We start from the raw sequence: 22,396 nt of genomic DNA on the forward strand, positions 1-22,396 counted from the left end.
TTACGCAAACTGATCCCCAAATTTTTCTTTTACTTGGTTCAATACTTTTTTAATATCCTGTTGTTTGTCCTTTGGATAAATCAGGAGCACCTCTTCCTTATCCACAATAATATAGTCTTCCAGACCATCTACCACAACAACTTTCCCTTTTGGGGTACGAATCATGTTCCCTTTGGCATCTTCCAACAGTACTTGGGCATTCACAACGGCATTCCCATCTTCGTCTTTATCAAGTTTGTCGTAAAGAGCTCCCCAGGTTCCCAAGTCGTTCCAATCAAAAGTAGCAGGCAGGGTATAAATGGATTTGGATTGCTCCAAGATAGCATAATCGATGGATATGTTTTCCGCCTTTGCATAATTTTCTTGAATAAAGGCTCTTTCTTCCGATGTGTTATAACTGGAAATTCCTTTGCCAAATAATTCATATTGACTTGGCTGGTATTGTTTGAAGGCTTCCACTATGGTCTCCACGCTCCACATGAATATACCTGCGTTCCACAAAAAGTTGCCTTGTGCCAAAAATTCCTTTGCGGTTTCATAATCTGGCTTTTCCCTGAACTGGGACACCTTTTTCAGGTTTTCGTCACTTCCCTTCTCAAATTCGATATAACCAAAGCCCGTATTTGGGAAGGTAGGCTGAATACCCAAGGTGCATAGCGCATTTTCCTCCTCACATTTATCAAAGCAAGCGGTCACATCTTTTTCAAATGCTGCTTCGTCCTCTATCCAGTGATCGCTTGGGGCTACGATCATTACCGCATTGGGATTCATTTTTTGAATCTTTAAGGAAGCATACAAAATACAGGGGGCCGTATTTCTCATGGCCGGTTCCAACACGACTTGCTCCTGCTTTACCATCGGCAATTGTTCCAGGACCAAATCGTTGTAACGCTCATTGGTCAGGATCAAAATGTTTTCGGTGGGAATAAACCTATTTAAACGATCAAAGGTTTTTTGAATCAAGGTTTTTCCCGTTCCCAACATATCATGGAACTGTTTGGGGTTGGATGATGTACTTACAGGCCAAAAGCGGGAACCAACTCCGCCTGCCATTAAAACCGCGTAATAATTCTTGTTCATTTTTGAAGTTTTCTACTTTTTTTTGGCTAACCTGCCACATCTTTAACCAACTCTACCTCTGCATTTGGCTGGAACAAATATAATCGTCCAGTGGATAACTCCACACATTCGTATCGTTTTACTTTTTTGCTCCCTTTTTTGAACAACCTGCCATTGTACAGCCTAAAAACACTGCCGATGGGCAACTCGTACACATAACTGTGCTGCCGTTCATCCTCATCAAAGGCTTTCAGTGCAATGGACAATCTGGCATCGGTACTACTGCTGGCCTTTGGGTTTTTAAAATGGTTCGCAATAATGGGCAACAATTGGGAGGGAAACACTTCTGGCCTAATAAAGGGAACCATTAAGTGCTGAAAAGTATGCTTCCATTCCATTCCGTGCGGTTTTATTCGACGACCATAGGATTCAAAGGCCACCAAATGCGCGATTTCGTGGACGAGCGTGATCAAAAACCGGTATTTGTTCAATGAGGCATTTACGGTAATTTGATGTAACCCATTGGGTAACCTACGGTAATCACCATGCCTTGTTACTCTATGGTTTACAATTTTTAAATGCACCCCATGCGTTTTGATGAGCTCAAAACAGGGAGCTACGGCAAGCTCTGGAAGGTATTTTTGAAGGGTATCGTTCACTGGGATAAAGTTACGAGTTTATCCAGAGTATCTATAATGAGAAAATCTAGGGCGTACTATTACTTACCTGAAGCAGCTTTCCATTGTAGAGTTTTTGTCCGGTCAAGGCAAAATCTTTGATATATGTGGCCATCTCCAATGCTGTAACGGGAGCTTTATAGCCTGGGAATGCTTCTTCCAACATTTCGGTTTGCACGGCTCCCAATGCCAGCACATTAAAACTCGGTCCTGTTTCCTTGTACTCTTCTGCCAATAGTTCCGTCAATGTAATCACCGCTCCTTTACTTGAACTGTAAGCGGATAATCCAGGGAATTTCATGCTCCCTTGCACTCCTCCCATCGAACTCACAGTAAGCACATGCCCTTCTTGGCCCATCATAGGCAGCACGGTCTTTGTAATTTCGGCCACACCGAACACGTTTACTTTGTAAACACTTTCAAATTCTTCCGGTGTCGTTTCCGAAAATGGCTTGTTCAACAATCGGCCCGCATTGTTAATGAGCACATCTACTACATGCCATTGCTTCAAAAAATGGCTCAACTTTTCATAGTCTGTTGCGTCGCCCAAATCAAACGAAAAACAATGCACATTGGGAAGGTTTAGGTTTTTCACAGGCTTTTCATTTCGAGATAGTGCCAATACTTGATGCCCTTCTTGGGCAAAAAGTTTAACCAGCTCAAATCCAATACCCCTGCTTGTTCCCGTTATAATAATGTTTGCCATAATCAGATAGCGATTTCCTTCTATTTTGTCAGTTCAATTTCTTGTGTCGGTGCATTGGCAATCCCCTCAATTATTGGAATGGTATTGTTTACCAATTGTGCCATATGGGCAAAATCCATAATATCAGGTTCATCCCCAACTTTATGGTAGTGATTAAAATTGGTAAAATCAAAAGTGCAGAAGGTATGTGAAGGCACTCCGAACTCCTCATGAAACGGGTAGTTGTCCGATCGCTGGTACAAATTGAATTCTTTCGCCGTAGGCAGGAAACCCACCAATTTCTCACCAGCATATTTATTACTCACTTCGGCCAAATTGGACATGTCATATCCAGTGATATACATAAAATAATCTTTTCCCTTCAAGGGAACACCGGTCATTTCAAAATTGAGCATGGTATAGAGGTTCAGGTCTTCCTCTTTTAACGTTTTGGCCAAATGTTTTGATCCCAACAAACCTTTTTCCTCTGCACTGAACAAGGCAAAAATCAAACTGCGTTTGTTGGTTCTTTTTGTCCCAAAATAACGGGCCATTTCCAAAACCGTAGAAGTTCCCGAAGCATTATCGTTAGCTCCGTTGGCAATGGCATCCCCATTTTCGGGTTTTACAATGCCAATGTGATCGTAATGTGCTCCAATCAGGATGTACTCATCTTTTAATTCAGGATCATTGCCTTCAACCACCCCTACCATATTATATGAAGGCTTATTGAAGTTTGAGAGGGTATCCCTATAGGTTTCAAAGTAAGGCTCAAGTCTGTAGGATTTAAAATAAGTCTCTATATACTTTGCTGCCATTTCTATCCCTTCGCTACCCGAATCCCTTCCTTTAAGATCATTGGACGCCAAGTAGTTCATCATTTCACCTATTCTTTCCGAATTGGTAAACATATCCTCCGAATCCGGTAAAGCTGGCGATGCAATCACCGTAGTTTCAGCAACCTGTGTAGAACCGCAGTTCATTGCAAAAAGAGCTGCCAAGGCGTAGATCAGTATCTTCATTTTTTTGATTTTTGAATTCATTAAAGATAAAAAAAGCATCCCGATTAAGGATGCTTTTGATGATATGTTGTTGAATGTACCTTTTGGCGACGTTCAATGGGACATTGGAAAATTATGCCAACATGGTCACTGGATTCTCTAGGTATGCCCTCAATGTTTGAAGGAATTGAGCCCCGGTTGCACCATCAACTGTTCTGTGATCACAGGCCAATGTAACCTTCATGGTACTGCCCGGTACAATTTCTCCGTTTTTAACCACTGGCTTTTCAACAATGGCCCCAACGGACAAAATCGCAGAATTCGGTTGATTGATGATGGAAGTGAATTCCAATATACCGAACATCCCCAAGTTGGAAACGGTAAAAGTACTTCCTTCCATTTCATCTGGCTTGATTTTCTTGTTTCTTGCCCTACCGGCCAAATCTTTTACAGCAGTTCCCAATTGCGTTAGGCTTAACTGATCTGCAAATTTTATTACAGGAACCACAAGACCTTCATCTACAGCCACGGCAACGCCCATATGCACGTGATGTTTGTACACAGTAGTATCTCCGTTCCAAGATGTATTTACCTGAGGGTGCTTTTTGAGCGCCATGGCACAAGCTTTCAACACCATATCGTTGAAAGACACTTTGGTATCCGGTAAATTGTTGATCTGTGAACGCGATGCCTTTGCATTGTCCATATCTACCTCAATAGTAAGATAGTAATGAGGTGCAGAGAATTTGGACTCGCCCAAACGCTTGGCGATCACCTTACGCATGGTAGAGTTTTTAACTTCTTCAACGCTTTCCTCACCAACAGGTAGGGCAACTGGTGCTACCGCTGGAGAAGCCTCGGTTTTTTCTGCTGATGGTGCAGCTTTTGCAGCAGGTGTAAAGTTCTCTATGTCCTTTTTAACTATTCTACCGTTATCACCCGTTCCTTTTACATCTGCCAGGTTAATGCCTTTTTCCTCAGCAATCTTTTTGGCCAATGGTGAAGCAAAAATGCGCTGCCCATCTTGTGTGGCAGGTGCTGTTTCTTCTTTACTGGATGATTCTTCAGCTGCTTTTGGAGCGGCCTCTTTGGAAGCTTCTTTCTTTGGTGCACTCTTGGAAGAGCCACCTCCAGCTTGTGCCTTCAACACAGCATCGACATCGGTTCCTTCTGGCCCTATGATGGCCAACAAAGAATCCACAGGAGCTCCTTCTCCTTCTTGAATACCGATATGCAAGAGCGTTCCGGAATAGAACGATTCAAACTCCATGGTTGCCTTGTCGGTTTCAATCTCCGCCAGGATATCTCCTTCCTCTACCTCATCTCCAACGTTCTTTAACCAGCTTGCTACAGTTCCCTCCTCCATGGTATCGCTCAACCGTGGCATGGTAATAATTTCCACTCCTTCGGGAATATCGGCAGGTTCGCTTGCAGAAGTGGCACCCTCCGCTACTTCGGGTTCTGAAGTTTTTTCTTCTTTCGCTGAATCGGAAGAACTTTCCGACCCGCCATTCAACAGACCTGAAATATCTTCTCCTTCCTCACCGATTATGGCTAAAAGTGAATCAACCGGGGCGCCATCACCTTCCTCTATTCCGATGTGGAGCAAAGTCCCTTCGTGAAAAGATTCAAATTCCATGGTGGCTTTATCGGTTTCGATTTCCGCCAATATATCCCCTTCTTCGACTTTGTCCCCTACTTGTTTGAGCCATTTTGCCACGGTTCCTTCTTCCATGGTATCGCTCAATCTAGGCATGTTGATTACTTCTGCCATCTAATTATAATTTATGTTGTAAAAATGGATAGTCTTCTTGCTCGTAAACGGTGTCGTACAACTGTTCTTTTGGTGGGAAATCTGACTCTTCAGCAAATTTCTCGCACTCTTTCACTAAGTCCTTCACCTTTTTATCGATTTTCTTCAGGTCATCTTCCGATGCGTATCCCTTCTCAAGAATCACATCTTTAACCTGCGTAATCGGATCTATCTTTTTATACTCTTCTACTTCTTCTTTTGTTCTGTAGTGTTGGGCATCGGACATGGAGTGACCACGGTATCTGTACGTCTTCATCTCCAAGAAAGTCGGTCCTCCCCCTGTTCTTGCACGCTCTATGGCCTTGTCCATTTCCTTGGCAACAATGGCCGGATCCATTCCGTCTACCGGACCACATGGCATTTCGTAACCAAGACCCAACTTCCATATATCGGTCGAGTGTGATGTACGGGCCACGGAAGTTCCCATGGCATAGCCGTTGTTTTCACAAATGAACACTACTGGCAATTGCCACAACATGGCCAAGTTAAAGGCCTCGTGAAGCGAACCTTGCCTAACAGCACCATCGCCCATGTAACAAAGTGTTACGGAGTCCCTTTTAAAATATTTATCGCCGAATGCCAATCCAGCGCCCAAAGGAATTTGTCCACCTACAATTCCATGTCCACCATAAAAACGGTGTTCTTTGGAGAAAATGTGCATGGAACCACCATTACCTTTGGAGGTACCTGTTACTTTTCCATATAGTTCTGCCATCACTTTTCGAGGATCCACTCCCATACCTATCGGTTGAACGTGGTTTCGATAAGCAGTGATCATGCGGTCCTTTTCCAGGTCCATTGCGTGCAATGCCCCTGCCAGAACCGCTTCCTGACCATTGTATAGGTGCAGAAAACCTCTAACTTTTTGCTGAATATATACGGCGGCAAGTTTATCCTCGAACTTTCTCCAGAAAAACATGTCCTCGTACCATTTAAGGTAAACTTCTTTGGTGATTTTTTTCATCTACAGTTGTATTAAATGAATTTCGCCCTGTGGTAGGGAAAGCAAAAATACATATATATCTGTTTTGGAAAAAGAATTGAATTAAGAATCGCCCAAAAATGAGCTATTGAATGCCAATGGCAAAATATCCGCGGTGGAATTGCACTTGTATATAGGGCCAGTTTCTGAACTTAACAACAACGAAATCGGGCTTTTCTGCTTTTGTTCATACTCTATAATGGACTGCCTGCAATTGCCACATGGAGCAGCAGGTTCGCCATTCGCTTCCTTGGATGAAGAAGCACTGATGGCAATAGCCTTTACGGGCACCCCAGGATATTTTGCCCCGGCATGAAAAATGGCCACGCGCTCGGCACATAAGCCTGAAGGATAGGAAGCATTCTCCTGATTGTTCCCGATGACCACTTCGCCATTCTCCAAAAGTACGGCGGCACCGACCTTAAATTTGGAATATGGCGCGTAGGCATCTTGTCTTGCTGCCGCGGCCTGCTTTAACAATTTTTGCTCGTTTTGTGACAACTCCGATGCATCATCAAAAATGAGCAGTTCAAAACCAATTTTCTCTTTTTTCATTTAAACCCGAGTGTATTCCAAAAATAGAAAAACCTGCCCAAGGGACAGGTTTTCATTCATATATTTTATGCCCTTTTTAATCGTTGTAGAATTCTTCACCGAAATTAAAGGTAAGGGAAAATCGCAATGTGTTTTCCAAAGGATTTCTTACTTGTGAGGTAGAGAACAGATAGGAAAGGTCTATTTGTGCTGATTTAAACTTGAAACCGGCCCCGAGCGTAAAGAATTTTCTAGATCCTTTTTCTTCACTTTCGTTAAAGTAACCACTTCGCAACATAAATGCCTCTCTAAACCTATACTCGGCACCCAATGCCCAAGTTACTTCCTTGAGCTCTTCACCGAACCCATCGGGTGCATCGCCAAAGGATTCGAATATTCCATTAAAAAAACTGATGTTTTGGTATTCATCATTATCTTCTGCCGTAATTTGCCCATCACCATTAAAATCCCTGGGCGTGGGAACCAATAGCTTATTAAATTCGGTACTTATGGCCAAGACATTGTCTTGATCAAAAATAAAATCGAAACCTCCACCGAATTTGAGGTTTGTAGGCAAAAAGTTCTCTTGCCCCCCAGCATCATATTGTAAAGAACCGCCTAAGTTGGAAATATTGAAGCCCGCTCTCCATCGTCCATCATAATTACTGTAAGCAATTTCTCGAGACCGATAGAAACCTGCAATATCCACAGCAAAAGCATTGGCCGCCTGTGAATCTTGGGAACTATCCTGAAAACGAAGGTTAGAACTTATGAATCGACCTCCGATTGCCATGGAAAAGCTCGGACTCAGTTTTAAAGAGTAAGAACCGTCCAAAGCAAATTCATTGGGCTTGACCAGCGTGGGTTGTTGATCAAAAGTCTGCCTTAGTTCAATTTCCCCCAATCCAAAATAACGAAGTCCAAAAGCAAAGGCACTCCGATCATTTAATTTGTTATAATAATTGGCATTTAAAAGGGAAACATCGTTTACAATGGTTTCCAGATACGGGGTATAACTGATTCCGATTCCCGATTTTTGGGTGGCAAAGGCATATTTGGCCGGATTCCACTGTTGGGAATATGCATCAAAAGAAGTTGCCACACCCATATCCCCCATACCGGAAGCCCGTGCATCTGCAGCAATGGTCAAAAAAGGAACCGCTGTCGTAATCGCTCTTTCTTGCTGTGCGCTCATCCAAGGGGCAATGGCAAGCAGCACTACACATAAAAGTAACTTTCTCATTATAAGTATTTAGCGTTTAGTAAAGTTCAAGATCCAAGATATACCAAATGGATATATTATGAGTAAACGTTGATTTCCATGAATTCTTGTATTATAGGTATGTTTTTTAAAATTACCAGGTAGGGCTTTTCCCAAAAACTTACCTGAAAATTTTCATTGGAAGTAATTTAATCATTAAAAGCAAAGGTTGGCATACTAATTTGGCACCTTCTCCGTTACTGAAGTGTAGCGTTAGCCAATTGCAGCGCCACCAGAAATATTTGATGAGCACAAAATATAATGGTAAAAACACCGTTTTAATGCCATCGAAGGATTTTTAAAATCAAAACAAATTGAAGTTACTGAGGGTATAAAGCCCTGAGTTTTAAAGTACTCAAGCCCAAATTATGAAAAAACACTTAATCAAAGTTGTACTTTCTTGCGCCGTAGTAATGGGAAGTTTTTCAAGTTGTAAAAACTCTTCCTCGTCAAAGAATGTCTCCAGAGCCACTGGTTGGAAAATTAATGCCAAAGAAGGAGGATTTCAATACAATTCGGACTTTAAAGAGCAAGAAACTCCTCCAGGGACTGTATTTGTGGAAGGTGGAACATTTACCAAAGGTAAGGTCCAAGACGATATCATGCATGATTGGAACAACACTCCGACCCAACAGCATGTTCAGTCTTTCTACATGGATGAAACCGAGGTGACCAATGTAATGTACTTGGAATACTTGGACTATCTGAAGGAAGTATATCCTCCCGACAACCCCAATTATGCCAATATTTATAAAGGTGCACTACCAGACACTTTGGTTTGGAGAAACAGATTGGGCTTTAACGAAACCATGACCAACAATTATTTAAGGCACCCGGCTTATGCAGAGTATCCCGTTGTTGGTGTTAACTGGGTACAAGCCACTCAATATGCAGAATGGAGAACGGACAGGGTAAATGAAGTTATGCTGGAAAGAGAGGGCTACCTGGCTGAAGACACTAAATACAAAGTATTGAACGGCGAGTTGGATGGTACTTTTAGCACAGAAGCTTATTTGAACAATCCAGAATCTGTTTATGGAGGCGAAATTGACTCGCTACAAGGAAAACAAAAGCAAGACTCTATCAACGCCTTTGCCAAAAGAAGTAGCGGTATAATAATGCCTGCCTACAGACTACCTACCGAAACAGAGTGGGAATATGCAGCACAGGCCCTAGTTGGAACCAGAGAGTACAACAATTACAGAGGTAGAAAAAAATATCCATGGGAGGGTGATTACACTCGAAATGGACAACGTGTAGGACGTGGAGACCAATTAGCCAACTTTAAACAAGGTAAAGGTGATTACGGCGGTATTGCCGGTTGGTCCGATGATGGTGCCGATATTACCGGGGAGGTTAAATCATACAAGCCCAACGATTTTGGACTGTATGATATGGCCGGTAACGTGAATGAATGGGTGGCAGATGTATACCGTCCAATTGTTGATGACGAAATAAGTGACTTCAATTACTATCGTGGAAACGTCTTTATGAAAAAAGCCATTGGCGAAGACGGAAAAGTTGAAATTTTGGAAGATAATATTGTTTATGACACCTTACCGAACGGTAAAATTGTGGCTGTCAATCTTCCCGGGGAAATAAAAGAAGTTCCTGTTACAGAAGAAGAAACCTACTTGAGGACCAACTTTGACAAGAGTGACAACAGAGGGTTCCGAGATGGTGACCCAGGTTCTTCAAGATTCTTCAGTCGTTTTAGCGATGAAGAAGACAATCAAAGAATGTACGATTCTCCACAACATAAAGTAGAACGAAACGACGAAGGCGAATTGGTTCGTCAGTATGATGAGTCCAACTACAGAACCTCTTTGATCAACAACGAAGTTCGAGTTTACAAAGGAGGATCTTGGAGAGATCGCGCCTACTGGTTGGATCCCGCACAACGTAGATACTTGCCACAGTATATGGCAACGGACGATATCGGCTTTAGATGTGCCATGTCCAGAGTTGGATCTAAATCCAGGACCAAGAAAACGGTACGACACAAAAAAGCGAGATAAAATAACTTCTTGAGTATTTTAAAAGCCCCGGCCAAAAGGTCGGGGCTTTTTTTTTATCTTCGATTTATGACAATGGAAGAGTTGCACGCTCTATTTCTGGAGCACCCAAAAATATGTACGGACACTCGGAAAATCACCGAAAACTGTATGTTCTTTGCCTTAAAGGGCCCCAATTTCAATGGCAATGCATTTGCCCAGGAAGCCTTGGACAAAGGTGCTGCGTATGCCGTAATAGACGAGAAAGAATTTAAAACGTCCGACAGATTTGTTGTTTGCGAAGATGTTTTGGGCACTTTGCAACAATTGGCAACCTATCACAGGAATTATTCAAAGGCCAAAATAGTGTCGTTAACGGGCAGTAACGGAAAAACAACGACCAAAGAGCTCATCAACGCGGTCATCTCCAAAAAATACAAAACCATTGCCACCCAAGGCAACCTCAACAATCATATTGGTGTTCCCCTGACCTTGCTTTCCATAAAGGAGGACACCGAAATCACCATTGTGGAAATGGGTGCCAACCATCAAAAGGAAATCGAGTTTCTGTGCAGCATTGCCCAGCCCGATTTTGGCTACATCACCAATTTTGGGAAAGCCCACTTGGAGGGATTTGGAGGCGTGGAAGGCGTTATCAAAGGTAAAAGCGAAATGTATGATTATTTAATGGCCAACGACAACTACGTTTTCTTTAATGCCGATGATGACATTCAAAAAGGGAAGTTGGCGAACTACACCAAAAAGATGGGTTTTAGCACAAACGACCCCAACTATTACAACATCAAATTCCTTGGGGTGGACCCTTTTGTTTCCTTGGAGGCAGAGGGCACTCAAATACAAACGCAACTGGTGGGCAAGTACAACTTTCCCAATTGTTGTGCGGCCATTTTAATGGGAAAATATTTCAACGTCCCCATAGACGATATCAAATCGGCCATTGAAGCCTATCAGCCACAGAACAATAGGTCCCAGTTACTGTCCAAAAATGGGTTTGATATTGTACTGGATGCCTATAACGCCAACCCTACCAGCATGAAAGCTGCTCTGGAAAACTTTAGTTTGATGGACGCCCAAAGAAAAACCTTGATCATAGGCGATATGTTCGAACTTGGGGACACGGCAGCCGAAGAACATCAGGCCATTGCAGATGTTGTAATCGAATTGGGCTTTGATGATGCCTATTTGGTCGGGGAAAATTTCCATGGCACCCATACCAAGCTGAAAAAGTTCAAATCTTTTGATGATCTAAAGGCATATCTCTCCAAAAACCCTTTGAAAAAAGGGGCATTGCTGATCAAAGGTTCGCGAGGAATGGCGTTGGAACGGGTGTTGGATTTGTTGTAATTGGAAGGTAAAAGGGGATATGCTGGATTCGATTCGAACCAGTGACCTCTGCCCTGTCAAGACAGCGCTCTAAACCAACTGAGCTAATATCCCGTTAAAATGGGCTTTCCTACAATTGGTTACGATCATATCTAGAAAAACAAATAACCAATGTGATGTTAAACCCACCAAATTATGCGATTCGCATTAAACCAACCGCTATTGTTTTTTAAAACCCGGACAGAGAAAAGCTATGAATAGAGCGAAGGTTTTCTTAAGTTTACTGTTTAAAAAAATACCGTGAACACCCAAATACTACCTACGTTGATCCTTGCGATTTTGTTCAATTGCACAGGGACAAAACCAACAAAATTTAGAGCTGACAATGAAAATTTTCAATATAGCGGCCGTTACCAGCTTCTTGACAACGATGCTGCCCTGATTTCCCCAGGTGCATCTGTCTCCATAAATTTTTCAGGGACCGAATGCAAAGTTTACCTTAAGGGAGAAAACCCGCCCTACAATTATGTTTCGTTTGAGTTGGATGGCAATTACCTTGGAAGGACAAAAATAGAGAGCAGTGCCGTACAGGAATACCATGTGGAAGTCTCTGCCGAAAAGAAGGTGCATTCACTAAAAATCATCAAGGAATCCGAAGCCAGCAATGGCTATGTTTTGTTACATGGGATAGAGGTCGAGGAGATTCTGGAGAACGATTTTTCCTCCCAACCTTATATTGAGTTCATTGGCGACTCCATAACCTGTGGTGCGGCAGCCGATGGTAGTACCGTACCTTGTGATACAGGAGAATACTTTGACCATGAAAACGTCTACTTCTCTTATGGGGCCAATGTAGCCCGGGCATTGCAGGCAGATTTTACCTTGAGTTCTGTTTCGGGCATAGGTATGTACAGAAATTGGAACGATGAGAACATCGAGGAACCCATTATGCCCCAAGTCTATGAAAATTTATACCTCAACACTGATGATACCATTGGGAACAATTTTGATCGCACCCCAGATATTGTCAGTATTTGCCTGGGAACCAACGATCTGTCCAATGGTGATGGCGTAAAGCCACGCTTGCCTTTTAACAAGGAGAAATACACGGCCAATTATATCAATTTTATAAAAACGGTGTACGGCCACTACCCCAACACGCAGATCGTACTATTGAACAGTCCCATGGTAGGTGGGGAAAAAAACACACTTTTGGTCTCTTGCCTAAAAGAGGTACAATCTTATTTTGCACAAAACCACAACAAGTCCGTTCTGTTGTTTGAGTTTGACTCTACATATACTAATGGCTGTTTATGGCACCCAAGTGTTGAAGAGCACAAGAAAATGGCCCAAAAGTTAACTCCTTTTTTCAGAAAACTACTATAAAATCGATTTTGGGAACTATTTTGTTATTATGGTCTATTTTGCCCACAAACCCTCCATGTTCTTGACCCAAGATATTGTTGACCCGATAGTCCGAAATGTTATTTAGCTCGGAGCTGAACCCCAATTTCAGCTGTTCATAGGCGCTGACCATCAATACATCCCTTTGTTTTTTTTAATGAGTTCCAATACGGTATCAACAGAACCAGCTGAAGTAAATTTATCTTCTTGTGAATTTGTGCAGTAATCCACTAGCAAATCCATTGTTGATGTAGCCACGTGCATTCTTGTGTCCGATGATGCATAATAGATATAGACCGTTCCGTTATCGTCAGCTATCCATCCATTTGCAAACAATACGTTTGATACATCCCCTATCCTTTCATCATCTTCGGGTGCCATAAAGTAGCCTGCAGGTTGATGTATCACTTTGGAAATGTCATTCAAATCCGTCATGAACATATACAGGGTATAGCGTAGACCGGCCACGGTGTTCCGTACCCCATGCGCAAGATGCAACCATCCTTTTTCCGTTTTTATGGGGGCAGGGCCCAATCCATTCTTAAATTCATAAACAGTATGGTAGACTTTGTTATTGATTATCTTTTCGTCCTTTACTACCGGGGTTGTGATATCATCAATATAGCCCAAGCCGATACCGCCTCCATTGCCCACACTTATGAATCCGTCCTGGGGCCTGGTATAAATGGCATACTTTCCATTGACAAATTCAGGATGAAGCACAACATTCCGCTGCTGCCCAGAATTGGTGATCAAATCTGGCAAACGTTCCCAATGTCTCAAATCCTTCGTTCGTACAATACCTGCACTTGCTATAGCGGCACTGGTATCCTCCAAAGGAGCATCAGGGTCTTTGCGCTCCGCACAAAAAATACCATAGATCCAACCATCCTCATGGTCAATCAATCGCATATCATAGGCATTTATGTCCGGGTTCCCTTCTATTTGTGGAATAACGCAAGGTTTGTCCCAAAATTTAAAATGATCAATGCCATTTGGACTTTCCGCAATGGAAAAAAAGGATTTCCTGTCATTGCCCTCAACTCGAACACATAATACGTAGCGACCGTTCCATTTTATAGCACCTGCATTAAAAGCGGCATTAAACCCTATACGCTCTAGGGCATTGGGGTTTGTTTTTGGGTTTAGATCGTACCTCCAATGAACAGGGATGTGGCCTGCTGTCACAATGGGGTTTTTATATCTTCTGTAAATTCCGTTTGATAATGTAATGGGCTCATTTGGCCTATCGATTAATTTTTGATAGCGCTCTTTTACCGCTTCTATTGAATGGGTTGATTTATACAATGTATTCTTATTTATGTTAATTTAATTTTTCTTCCAATGTGTTCCACCAGTATTTTTTTAAAAAGAACAGACAAACTGCCAAGATAGTCAACGAAATGTACAGAGGTATCTCTTGCCTAAACACCACATACATGGGTATAATCACCAAAGTGGTCTGAGCAGTAATACCCATGACAACATTAAACATATCTCTTCCAAATGCCTTGTTTCCCTCAAAGTCCGGATTTTCCTCAGCCAGTTTATTATGGATGGGCTTCCAAAAGCCCCAGGGTCTAATATTCTTATAAAAAGATTTCAGTATTTCTTGATCTGTTGGCGGTGCCGTGTATGTGCCCACTATACTACCGATCAATGACACTACCAGCAGGATGGGAAAAAGGTATAGTTCCAAAATGTCTGGAAACAGTTCTGGAACAATGGCTGCTGCCAATAGTCCCGCCGCCATACCCCAAAAGAAACCTTCTCCATTAAAACGCCACCAGTGCCATTTTAAAATGTTGGCCCCCACATAACTTCCATATAGTACCGAAACAATCCACTGCAACACAGAGTTTACATCTTTGGCGAACAATCCCAAAACAATGCTCACAACAACCACAACAAGACCTGTAGTATAATTCATATTCTTTATTTGGCGTGTACTGGCATAAGGGTTTTTGTACTTTAAATAAATGTCGTTTACCAAATAGGCCTGTGCTGCATTCAAGGTACCCGCAAAGGTTGACATGAATGCTGCGATTAAACCTGCCAATAAAAGTCCCAATAGGCCTATGGGAGCAAATTCCATTATTGCTGCAGGAAGAATCAGTTCAAAGTCAACATTGCCCGATACCGTCAACAAATTCAGTTTTTCATAGTAGACCAAAGCCAAGGCCGCAAAGCCAGCAATCATCAAATATCGGATGGGCATTAATACCACCGATACAAATCCACTCATTTTTGAAGCTTCTGATGGCGACTTTGTTGAAAATATCTTTTGCATGTCATAAGTAGGAGCAGGTCCCGCAACACTGACCAACATTCCCTTAAAGACCATCATCATAAAGAAAATGGTGAACAGCCCAAACCCATCTTCACTTATCTTTTGGTTGACCTCGGGAATAATGGAACTCCAATCCATGTTCAACTCCCAGCCAAAGAAAGGACTCAGCCATCCCTTGGGTACAAGAAGTGTATTTTCGCCAATGGCAACAAAACCCAAATAGCCGATCACCAAGGCGGCTACCGTCATGATCGTAAATTGGATAACATCTGCCCAAACAATACCCGACATACCGCCCAAAAGAGAATAGAAAACTGCAAATAACGTAAAAACTATCCCGTAGAAATGAGGGACAAGTTCAGGGGAAACAGCAAAGGGAACATGATTCTTCACAAATTCCCAAGGAATAAAAATTTCTATAAACTTGCCCAACCCTATAAAACCATAAGCTAAGTAGCCCAAGCATAAGATTAAGGCGAAGATTACCACTATGATGTGCGAATACTTCGCTCCCTTTTTAAATCCAAACCGTGTACCTATCCATTCAGCTCCTGTAGTAACATTGGACCTTCTCAACCATTTGGACAGATATACCATAAGGAACACTTGGTTAAAAACAGGCCATAACCATGGTATCCAAGCACTTTTGATACCGTAAGCGAACATCAAGGTCACCAACCATATTGTACCCGATATATCGAACATACCGGATGCATTGGAAAGACCGAGCATATACCATGGGATGGATTTACCCCCCAACAGATAATCGTCTTTACTTCTTTGCGCCTTCTTCCTGAGCACAAAACCTATGACAACAACAGTGATGAGATAGGCCATAATTATCAAAATATCCGCAACATTGAGCAATTTCATGCTTCTATGGTTTCAATTTGTTAATGTCTTATAGTAACAAGGTCCGCGAAAGATTTTTGAAAGCTTCGAAATTTTCTTCGCCATCATGGCTTTTATAGGGGAGGTAATGATGTGTTTTATTGTGGTTCCTCAAAAATAGGACCCATGATATCCCTAATCTCATCATATTGAGATATAAAACCTTTGTAAACCAGTTATCCGTGGGAATGCCCTCCAGACCAATCCCAAAACCTTCTTATGAAATATAATACAGTTATTGTTGTATTTTTTTAACAGCATTTAAATATTTTGTATCAACTGGAGCTGATTTTTTGTAAGACATATTATATGTCGTTTTACAAGAACTCAACAAAAACAATGGATTGAAGAATTACAGAATCGTATTTGTATTTTTCTCAGTTTTTCTTTCTTTCCTTTAACTATCTTTAATGTATTAATTCAAAAAAAATAAAAAATGTAATTTTGTTGTATTGAATTTGAATGATTCAAAATTAATCACAATCAAGAATATAATTATTGTATTATTTTACCATTCTAATAAAATATAATGACACCATAAATGAGCCTATTGAAGAATGTACACCGAGAAATCACACCATTGACCCCCGAGGACAGTTTCCTCGTTTTTGACCGGACGAAAAGCGAATTTGACTTTCCTATCCATTTTCATCCAGAGTACGAACTCAACTTTATAGGCAATGGAAAAGGCGTTAAACGCTTTGTGGGCGACAGCATTGAGGAGATTGATGACCTTGAACTGGTCCTAGTAGGGCCGAACCTACATCATGGCTGGGTTACAAACACTTGCAAAAGCACAAAAATACACGAGATAACCATACAATTTCACCAAAGCCTGTTCAACGACGAACTATTGATGCGAAAAATTATGAAGCCCATCAAGAATATGCTGGACAGGTCGGTACACGGCATTTTGTTTTCCAAAAAAACAGCCTTCGAGACTTACGAAAGGATTTCCCGGGTATCCAAAATGGACGGTATGGACTATTTTCTGGAGCTCGTTTCAATATTGTACGACCTATCTAATTCAAGAAACCAAAGACTCCTTTCGACCTACACCGTGGACAGGGAAAGTTTTGAGAACAGTGATAAAATAAAAAAGGTCTATGATTATGTTCAGGAAAATTTTGACAAAAAAGTAACCTTGTCCGAGGTCGCCAAGCTTGTAAACATGAGCCAGGGATCCTTTAATAGGTTCATGAAGAAAAGAACAGGAAAGACCTTTGTTGATTATGTAAATGATGTAAGAATCGGCTATGCCACTATGAGATTATTGGAAAAGGATGTCAGTATTTCCGAAATAGCATTTAGCAGTGGATTTAATAATATCGCCAACTTCAATAGGGTTTTCAAGAAATTAAAAAATTGCACGCCAAGCCAATACAAGAACGAGTTTTCTGGCATTAAGAGAGTCCTTTAATACAAAAAATCGATTTACTTATATAAAATGCAGGTATTTCTCACTGCATGTTAAACTACTTACCTTTTCGTGAACCAATCACACAGTCGATTATTTCAATTTGATTAAGTCATTTAGTCAAAATATCCTATTGGTAATCGAAAAAATAATATTACTTCAAGGACGACATTTGCTCTAATTTTGAATTCAACAAAAAAACAGCGCTTTGTTTGATAAAATCAAAAAAATTCAGCAGCGTTGATTAGCAATTCATAATTAACTAAAACTACTAACAAACTAGGGTATGCAAAAATCAATTTTAAAGAGCATTTGTTGTAGGGCAATACACTTTTATCTTTTGATAATGTTCGGTTTTGTTGGCCAATGCGTCATTGCACAACAAATCAAAGGGGTTGTAACCGATGAAGATGGAGTGACACTTCCGGGAGTGAACATTATTGAAAAAGGTACCAATAATGGTGTCGTATCTGACTTTGACGGTAATTATACCATATCTGTTCAAGGCGATGATGCCATACTGGTATTTCGCTATCTGGGGTTTGCCAGCCAAGAGCAAACCGTAAAAGGAAAAACGACCATTAATGTGGTCATGAAGCAAAGCACGGAAAATCTGGACGAGGTGGTCTTAATCGGTTATGGCGCCCAAAGAAAGGGCGATGTAAACAGTGCCATTTCTTCTGTAAAAGGAGATGCCCTGAAAGATTTGAAACAGATCAATGCCGACCAAATGCTACAAGGTAAGGTTTCCGGGGTCACCATCACCAACAGTTCGGGACAACCTGGGGCAGCTTCATCGGTGAAGATCAGGGGAATAACCTCCATAAGCGGAACAAATGAACCTTTATACGTTATTGACGGTGTTCCAATTTCCGGTGATGCTGTTAATAGTTCCACCAGCGGAAGACCCATTGTAGGTGGTGATTTCACTTCCCAAGGAAATAACAGCGTGAGTCCATTGGCTTTATTGAACCCTAACGATATTGAGTCCGTCGATGTGTTGAAAGATGCATCGGCCACTGCCATTTACGGGTCGCGTGGTGCCAATGGGGTAATCATCATCACTACAAAATCCGGGAAGAGAGGTACCGGAAAAATCACCTATGACACTTATACTGGGTTCCAAGATATTCCCAAACTTTTGGATGTAATGGATTTACAGCAATATGCCAAGTTGCAAAATGCCCTGGCCGACGTCAATGGTCAACAGCTAAGACCAGAGTTTTCACATCCCGAACTATTGGGAAAAGGCACCAATTGGCAGGAAGAAGTTACCCGCTCCGCCATTGTAACAAGCCATCAGCTATCCATATCAGGGGGTAAGGAAGGTGTCAACTATTATTTGTCCGGCGGTTATTTAGACCAAAGAGGTACCGTAATTGGGTCCGGACTCAAACGATACAACGTAAAACTGAACTTAGAGGCCCAGGTAAAGGAGTGGCTTAAAGCTGGTGCCTTTTTGAGTGGTTCCATAACCAATCAGGATGTTACAACCAATTCCAATTACAATGGCATCTTAACCAATACCTTGTTACAGGCGCCGGACATACCGGTCAGGAACTTGGACGGAAGTTTTGCCGGGCCACCTTCAAATGATCAGGCTGTGACCTATTTCAATCCCGTGGCCTTAGCATTGAGCAAGACCAACAAGCTCGTCAGGAAAAACTTTTTGGGGAACCTCTTTGCCGAAGCTGATTTGTTCGAAGGGTTAAAATATCGTGTGGAATTTGGAGCAAGCACCGAATTTTCAGAAAACAATGAATTTACTCCTACCTATGAATGGGGAACCAATATCAATGAATTTGCAGATCTTAACGTTAGAAGACAAAATTGGTATTCCACCAACCTTAAAAATTTGTTCACCTACAACAAATCATTGGACAAACATAGAATCACCGTGCTTTTAGGAAATGAGGTCAACGACAACCATTGGGAAGGTATCATTGCCTATGGCACCGGCTTTCTGTCCAATGATGTACAGACCTTGAACGTATCGGACGGAACCTCATCCACAGTTACAGGGTATCAAGGGAGCCAAGGGCTATTATCCTTTTTTGGACGTGTCATCTACGACTTCAACGATAGATATAGCCTATCCGCTTCGTATAGGGCAGATGGGTCCACAAAATTCGACCCCAATGTTCCCGGTAAGCAATGGGGATATTTTCCCGCTGCGGCCATTTCATGGAAGCTTTCCAACGAATCCTTTATGGAAGGTTTCAAAAGCATTATGGACAACATAAAAATAAGTGCGGGATATGGGGAAACCGGAAACCAGCAAATACCGAACAACCGTTATACCTCAACATTGACCGCCTATGGCTCCGGTCTTGGAACAGGTTTCTTGGTGGACAATATTTCGAACCCAAATTTAACATGGGAATCACAGGTACAGACCAACTTGGGTCTTGGTTTTACCTTATTGGATTCACGGGTGTCAGCAAATGTGGACCTCTATGAAAAGAAATCCAAGGATTTTCTCTTTCCATTGCCATTGCCATTGATCTTAACAGGTGGGCAAACTTGGGAAGGCGGTATAGCATCGCCCTATAAAAACATTGGGGACATGCGTAATAAAGGATTTGATGCCACCCTTAGCTATAAGACCATTGAAGCAAGTGATTTTTCATGGGACACATCATTGAACGTATCCCACTACGAAAATGAAGTGACCAGCATTCCCAACAGTTTAAATCTTACAGGCGTGATCAACACCAATGGCTATATCCCCTTGACCGTTACCAAAACAGCACAAGGGCAACCCATCGGTATGTTCTATGGATACGAGGTTGAAGGTATTTTCAGGGATATGGACGATTTGAATTCCGCTCCAATACAATTTGGACAAGCTGTTGGGCAACAACCCGGTGAAACCTTTTTAGGGGATATAAAATACAGGGATATCAATGGCGATGGAAGTATTGATGAGGAAGACAGAACCTATATTGGCAATCCACACCCTGATTTCACTTTCGGTTTCACCAACAACTTCAAATACAAGAACATCGATCTTTCCATATTTCTACAAGGATCATATGGAAATGATGTCCTTAACCTGACACGAAGGAGCAATACCACAAACTCCACATTATATCAAAATCAGTTGGCGATAGCCTCGGATTTCTGGACCCCAGAAAATCCAGATGCCAGCCTTCCAAGGCCAATTGGCAGTGCCAGTAACAGTAACCTTGTAATGTCCGATCGTTATTTGGAAGATGGCTCTTATCTAAGGATTCAAAATTTAACCCTTGGCTATTCATTGCCTTTGGATGTCATCAGCAAATTTAATGTAAACAGGCTAAGGGTATATGGCAGTGTCCAAAACCTTTATACGTTCACCAATTATTCCGGTTATGATCCAGAAGTGGGTTCTGTAAACCAGAATCCGCTCTTAAACGGCATCGATAATGGTAGATACCCCGCATCGAGAACCATTTCTTTTGGATTGAATCTTGAATTTTAATAAAAATAACATGAAAAGAATTTTAAAAACATATAAGCTACTGAGCTTTACTGTACTGACCCTATTAATGGGTGCTTGCGAGAAAGACTTTTTGGAGCGACCAGCGGAAGACTCCATTACATTGGACAATTATTATAGTACAAACGACCAAGTGGAATCGGCAACCAATGCCATGTACAACAAAACTTGGTTCAATTTCCACAACAAGGCCTTCTTTGCCATTACAGAAGTTGGGTCTGGGAATATGCACTCCTATTCCAGTGATGTTACCAGTATGCGGAACTTTTCTCTTTCGAGCACGGACGGTGAACTGGAAAATGCATGGAAATCCTTATGGGCTACTGTTGCCCAGTCCAATGCACTTATCAATTTTTTAGCCGAAAGGGTTGGTTCCAAAGTTGATCAAAACGTTTTGGAAAACACTTTGGGTGAAGCCTATTTCTTAAGGGCCACTGCCTATTTCTATTTGGTAAGGCTTTGGGGACCCGTACCCATTATTGAGAACAACTTGGATCATGTGGATACTCCCTTGATCAACACAAACCGGATCGAGGACATCTATGAGCTCATTAAAATGGATTATCAGACCGCCATTGAAAAATTGAAGTCGAAAGTAAGGGGCTCCAATTATGCCAATAACGGTCATGTTTCCAAAGGCTCCGCAAAAGCAATGCTCTCCAAGGTATATCTATATCAGGAGGACTATACAAATGCCAGGGCATTGGCGGAAGAGGTCATCAATAGCGGAGAGTTCAAACTGTTGGGCGGAAGCGAATTACCCGAAAAATCGTTTGGAGATCTGTTCTTGACAAACAACAACAATAATGAAGAGTCCATTTTTGCCCTTCAATGGAAAACCAACGGCGCCTATGGTGTGGCCAGCAACTGCAATACACAATTTGGGTATTCCTCCTTTATAACCAACACTACCTATGGTGGGGTTTTTGGCCCTTCACAGGACATTTTAACGGCCTTTGGGCCCGGTGACCTCAGAAGAAAGGAAACCATAATGCTGCCCGGTGATGAATACCCGAACATCACAACAGCAGATGGTGCTGGATTAATTGTTCCAGATGATATTGATGCCCAAGTTTCCGGTGCAGGAATAAAAAAATATGTAGTGGGCAAGGCTGGTACAGATTCCGCAGGACCCACAGATGCTTATGGCATGATGGAAAACAACACCTATATCATGAGGTATGCCGAACTATTATTGATCCATGCCGAAGCCATTTTGGCGGGTGGCAGCAGCACTACGGATCCAGCTGCCCTGCAATCGTTCAATGCGGTAAGGAACAGGGCCGGTTTGCCAAGTGTGTCTTCAATTACTTTTGATGACATTTTTAAAGAAAGAAGACTGGAACTTGCTTTCGAAGGAGATTATTGGTTCGATTTGGGGAGAATCCCTAGAGCGGATGCCATAGCCATTATGAGCGAACAAAACCGAGGAGACAAAAATGGTGCTGTTTACTTTACACCTACCGAGAGTGATTTCCATTTACCCTATCCAGATACGGATGTTGCCAGAAATCCTTTTCTGTTGGAAGACCCCGTTCCCTATACGTTTAATTAAACTCAAAA

At 41.9% G+C, this 22,396-nt stretch carries 16 protein-coding genes and 1 tRNA gene; 6 read left to right on the top strand and 11 right to left on the bottom strand.

Translation table 11 applies throughout. The features are described 5' to 3' along the window. The 8 genes from J0654_RS17390 to porV all read right to left on the bottom strand — a co-directional run bounded on the left by J0654_RS17390 (nucleotide 1) and on the right by porV (nucleotide 7,994). Nucleotides 1-1,080, bottom strand: a complete 1,080-nt coding sequence (locus J0654_RS17390) for a mannose-1-phosphate guanylyltransferase (protein ID WP_207030382.1) — start codon at nucleotides 1,078-1,080, stop codon at nucleotides 1-3. 26 nt (nucleotides 1,081-1,106) lie between these two features. After that, nucleotides 1,107-1,718, bottom strand: coding sequence for a SprT-like domain-containing protein (locus J0654_RS17395; protein WP_207030383.1), 612 nt, complete (start codon nucleotides 1,716-1,718; stop codon nucleotides 1,107-1,109). 46 nt (nucleotides 1,719-1,764) lie between these two features. Beyond that, nucleotides 1,765-2,442: an SDR family NAD(P)-dependent oxidoreductase gene (locus J0654_RS17400; protein WP_207030384.1), complete on the bottom strand. Its 678-nt coding sequence runs from the start codon at nucleotides 2,440-2,442 to the stop codon at nucleotides 1,765-1,767. Nucleotides 2,443-2,462: 20 nt separating this feature from the next. Beyond that, on the bottom strand, nucleotides 2,463-3,443 hold the full coding sequence (locus tag J0654_RS17405) for a M28 family metallopeptidase (RefSeq protein ID WP_207030385.1): 981 nt from the start codon (nucleotides 3,441-3,443) through the stop codon (nucleotides 2,463-2,465). Between the two features lie 112 nt (nucleotides 3,444-3,555). After that, nucleotides 3,556-5,196, bottom strand: coding sequence for a pyruvate dehydrogenase complex dihydrolipoamide acetyltransferase (locus tag J0654_RS17410; RefSeq protein WP_207030386.1), 1,641 nt, complete (start codon nucleotides 5,194-5,196; stop codon nucleotides 3,556-3,558). Between the two features lie 4 nt (nucleotides 5,197-5,200). Continuing rightward, nucleotides 5,201-6,199 carry a pyruvate dehydrogenase (acetyl-transferring) E1 component subunit alpha gene (gene pdhA / locus J0654_RS17415; RefSeq protein WP_207030387.1) on the bottom strand — a complete coding sequence of 333 codons (999 nt, stop codon included), beginning with the start codon at nucleotides 6,197-6,199 and terminating at the stop codon, nucleotides 5,201-5,203. An 81-nt stretch (nucleotides 6,200-6,280) separates the two neighbouring features. Further along, nucleotides 6,281-6,772, bottom strand: coding sequence for a cytidine deaminase (gene cdd / locus J0654_RS17420; RefSeq protein ID WP_207030388.1), 492 nt, complete (start codon nucleotides 6,770-6,772; stop codon nucleotides 6,281-6,283). Nucleotides 6,773-6,848: 76 nt separating this feature from the next. Continuing rightward, on the bottom strand, nucleotides 6,849-7,994 hold the full coding sequence (gene porV / locus J0654_RS17425) for a type IX secretion system outer membrane channel protein PorV (protein WP_207030389.1): 1,146 nt from the start codon (nucleotides 7,992-7,994) through the stop codon (nucleotides 6,849-6,851). Between the two features lie 386 nt (nucleotides 7,995-8,380). Here porV and gldJ point away from each other — a divergent pair, with 386 nt between their 5' ends. Together gldJ and J0654_RS17435 are read left to right on the top strand one after the other, a co-directional pair. Further along, on the top strand, nucleotides 8,381-10,030 hold the full coding sequence (gene gldJ / locus J0654_RS17430) for a gliding motility lipoprotein GldJ (protein ID WP_207030390.1): 1,650 nt from the start codon (nucleotides 8,381-8,383) through the stop codon (nucleotides 10,028-10,030). A gap of 66 nt (nucleotides 10,031-10,096) precedes the next feature. Further along, on the top strand, nucleotides 10,097-11,371 hold the full coding sequence (locus tag J0654_RS17435; RefSeq protein WP_207030391.1) for a UDP-N-acetylmuramoyl-tripeptide--D-alanyl-D-alanine ligase: 1,275 nt from the start codon (nucleotides 10,097-10,099) through the stop codon (nucleotides 11,369-11,371). 13 nt (nucleotides 11,372-11,384) lie between these two features. Here the strand turns inward: J0654_RS17435 and J0654_RS17440 are convergent. Next, a tRNA-Val gene (locus J0654_RS17440) sits at nucleotides 11,385-11,464 on the bottom strand. Nucleotides 11,465-11,650: 186 nt separating this feature from the next. On the opposite strand from J0654_RS17440, the gene J0654_RS17445 reads away from it, so the two are divergent. After that, the gene (locus tag J0654_RS17445) at nucleotides 11,651-12,736 is read left to right on the top strand and encodes an SGNH/GDSL hydrolase family protein (RefSeq protein ID WP_313784008.1); all 1,086 of its coding nucleotides are present in this window, start codon (nucleotides 11,651-11,653) and stop codon (nucleotides 12,734-12,736) included. Between the two features lie 150 nt (nucleotides 12,737-12,886). Here the strand turns inward: J0654_RS17445 and J0654_RS17450 are convergent, their stop codons facing one another. Together J0654_RS17450 and J0654_RS17455 are read right to left on the bottom strand one after the other, a co-directional pair. After that, nucleotides 12,887-14,062, bottom strand: coding sequence for a glycoside hydrolase family 130 protein (locus tag J0654_RS17450; RefSeq protein WP_237686043.1), 1,176 nt, complete (start codon nucleotides 14,060-14,062; stop codon nucleotides 12,887-12,889). Nucleotides 14,063-14,078: 16 nt separating this feature from the next. Then, entirely contained in the window at nucleotides 14,079-15,917 is a 1,839-nt protein-coding gene (locus J0654_RS17455) for a sodium:solute symporter family protein (RefSeq protein ID WP_237686044.1), read from the bottom strand. A gap of 559 nt (nucleotides 15,918-16,476) precedes the next feature. Between J0654_RS17455 and J0654_RS17460 the strand changes: the two genes are divergently transcribed. The 3 genes from J0654_RS17460 (at nucleotide 16,477) to J0654_RS17470 (ending at nucleotide 22,388) form a co-directional block, all read left to right on the top strand. Beyond that, on the top strand, nucleotides 16,477-17,355 hold the full coding sequence (locus J0654_RS17460; protein WP_207030392.1) for an AraC family transcriptional regulator: 879 nt from the start codon (nucleotides 16,477-16,479) through the stop codon (nucleotides 17,353-17,355). A gap of 283 nt (nucleotides 17,356-17,638) precedes the next feature. Further along, nucleotides 17,639-20,815, top strand: a complete 3,177-nt coding sequence (locus J0654_RS17465) for a SusC/RagA family TonB-linked outer membrane protein (protein WP_207030393.1) — start codon at nucleotides 17,639-17,641, stop codon at nucleotides 20,813-20,815. Between the two features lie 10 nt (nucleotides 20,816-20,825). Further along, nucleotides 20,826-22,388, top strand: a complete 1,563-nt coding sequence (locus J0654_RS17470; RefSeq protein ID WP_207030394.1) for a RagB/SusD family nutrient uptake outer membrane protein — start codon at nucleotides 20,826-20,828, stop codon at nucleotides 22,386-22,388. Nucleotides 22,389-22,396: the final 8 nt, after the last annotated feature.

It is taken from the genome of Flagellimonas profundi (assembly GCF_017313275.1).
Classification (GTDB): Bacteria; Bacteroidota; Bacteroidia; order Flavobacteriales; family Flavobacteriaceae; genus Flagellimonas; species Flagellimonas profundi.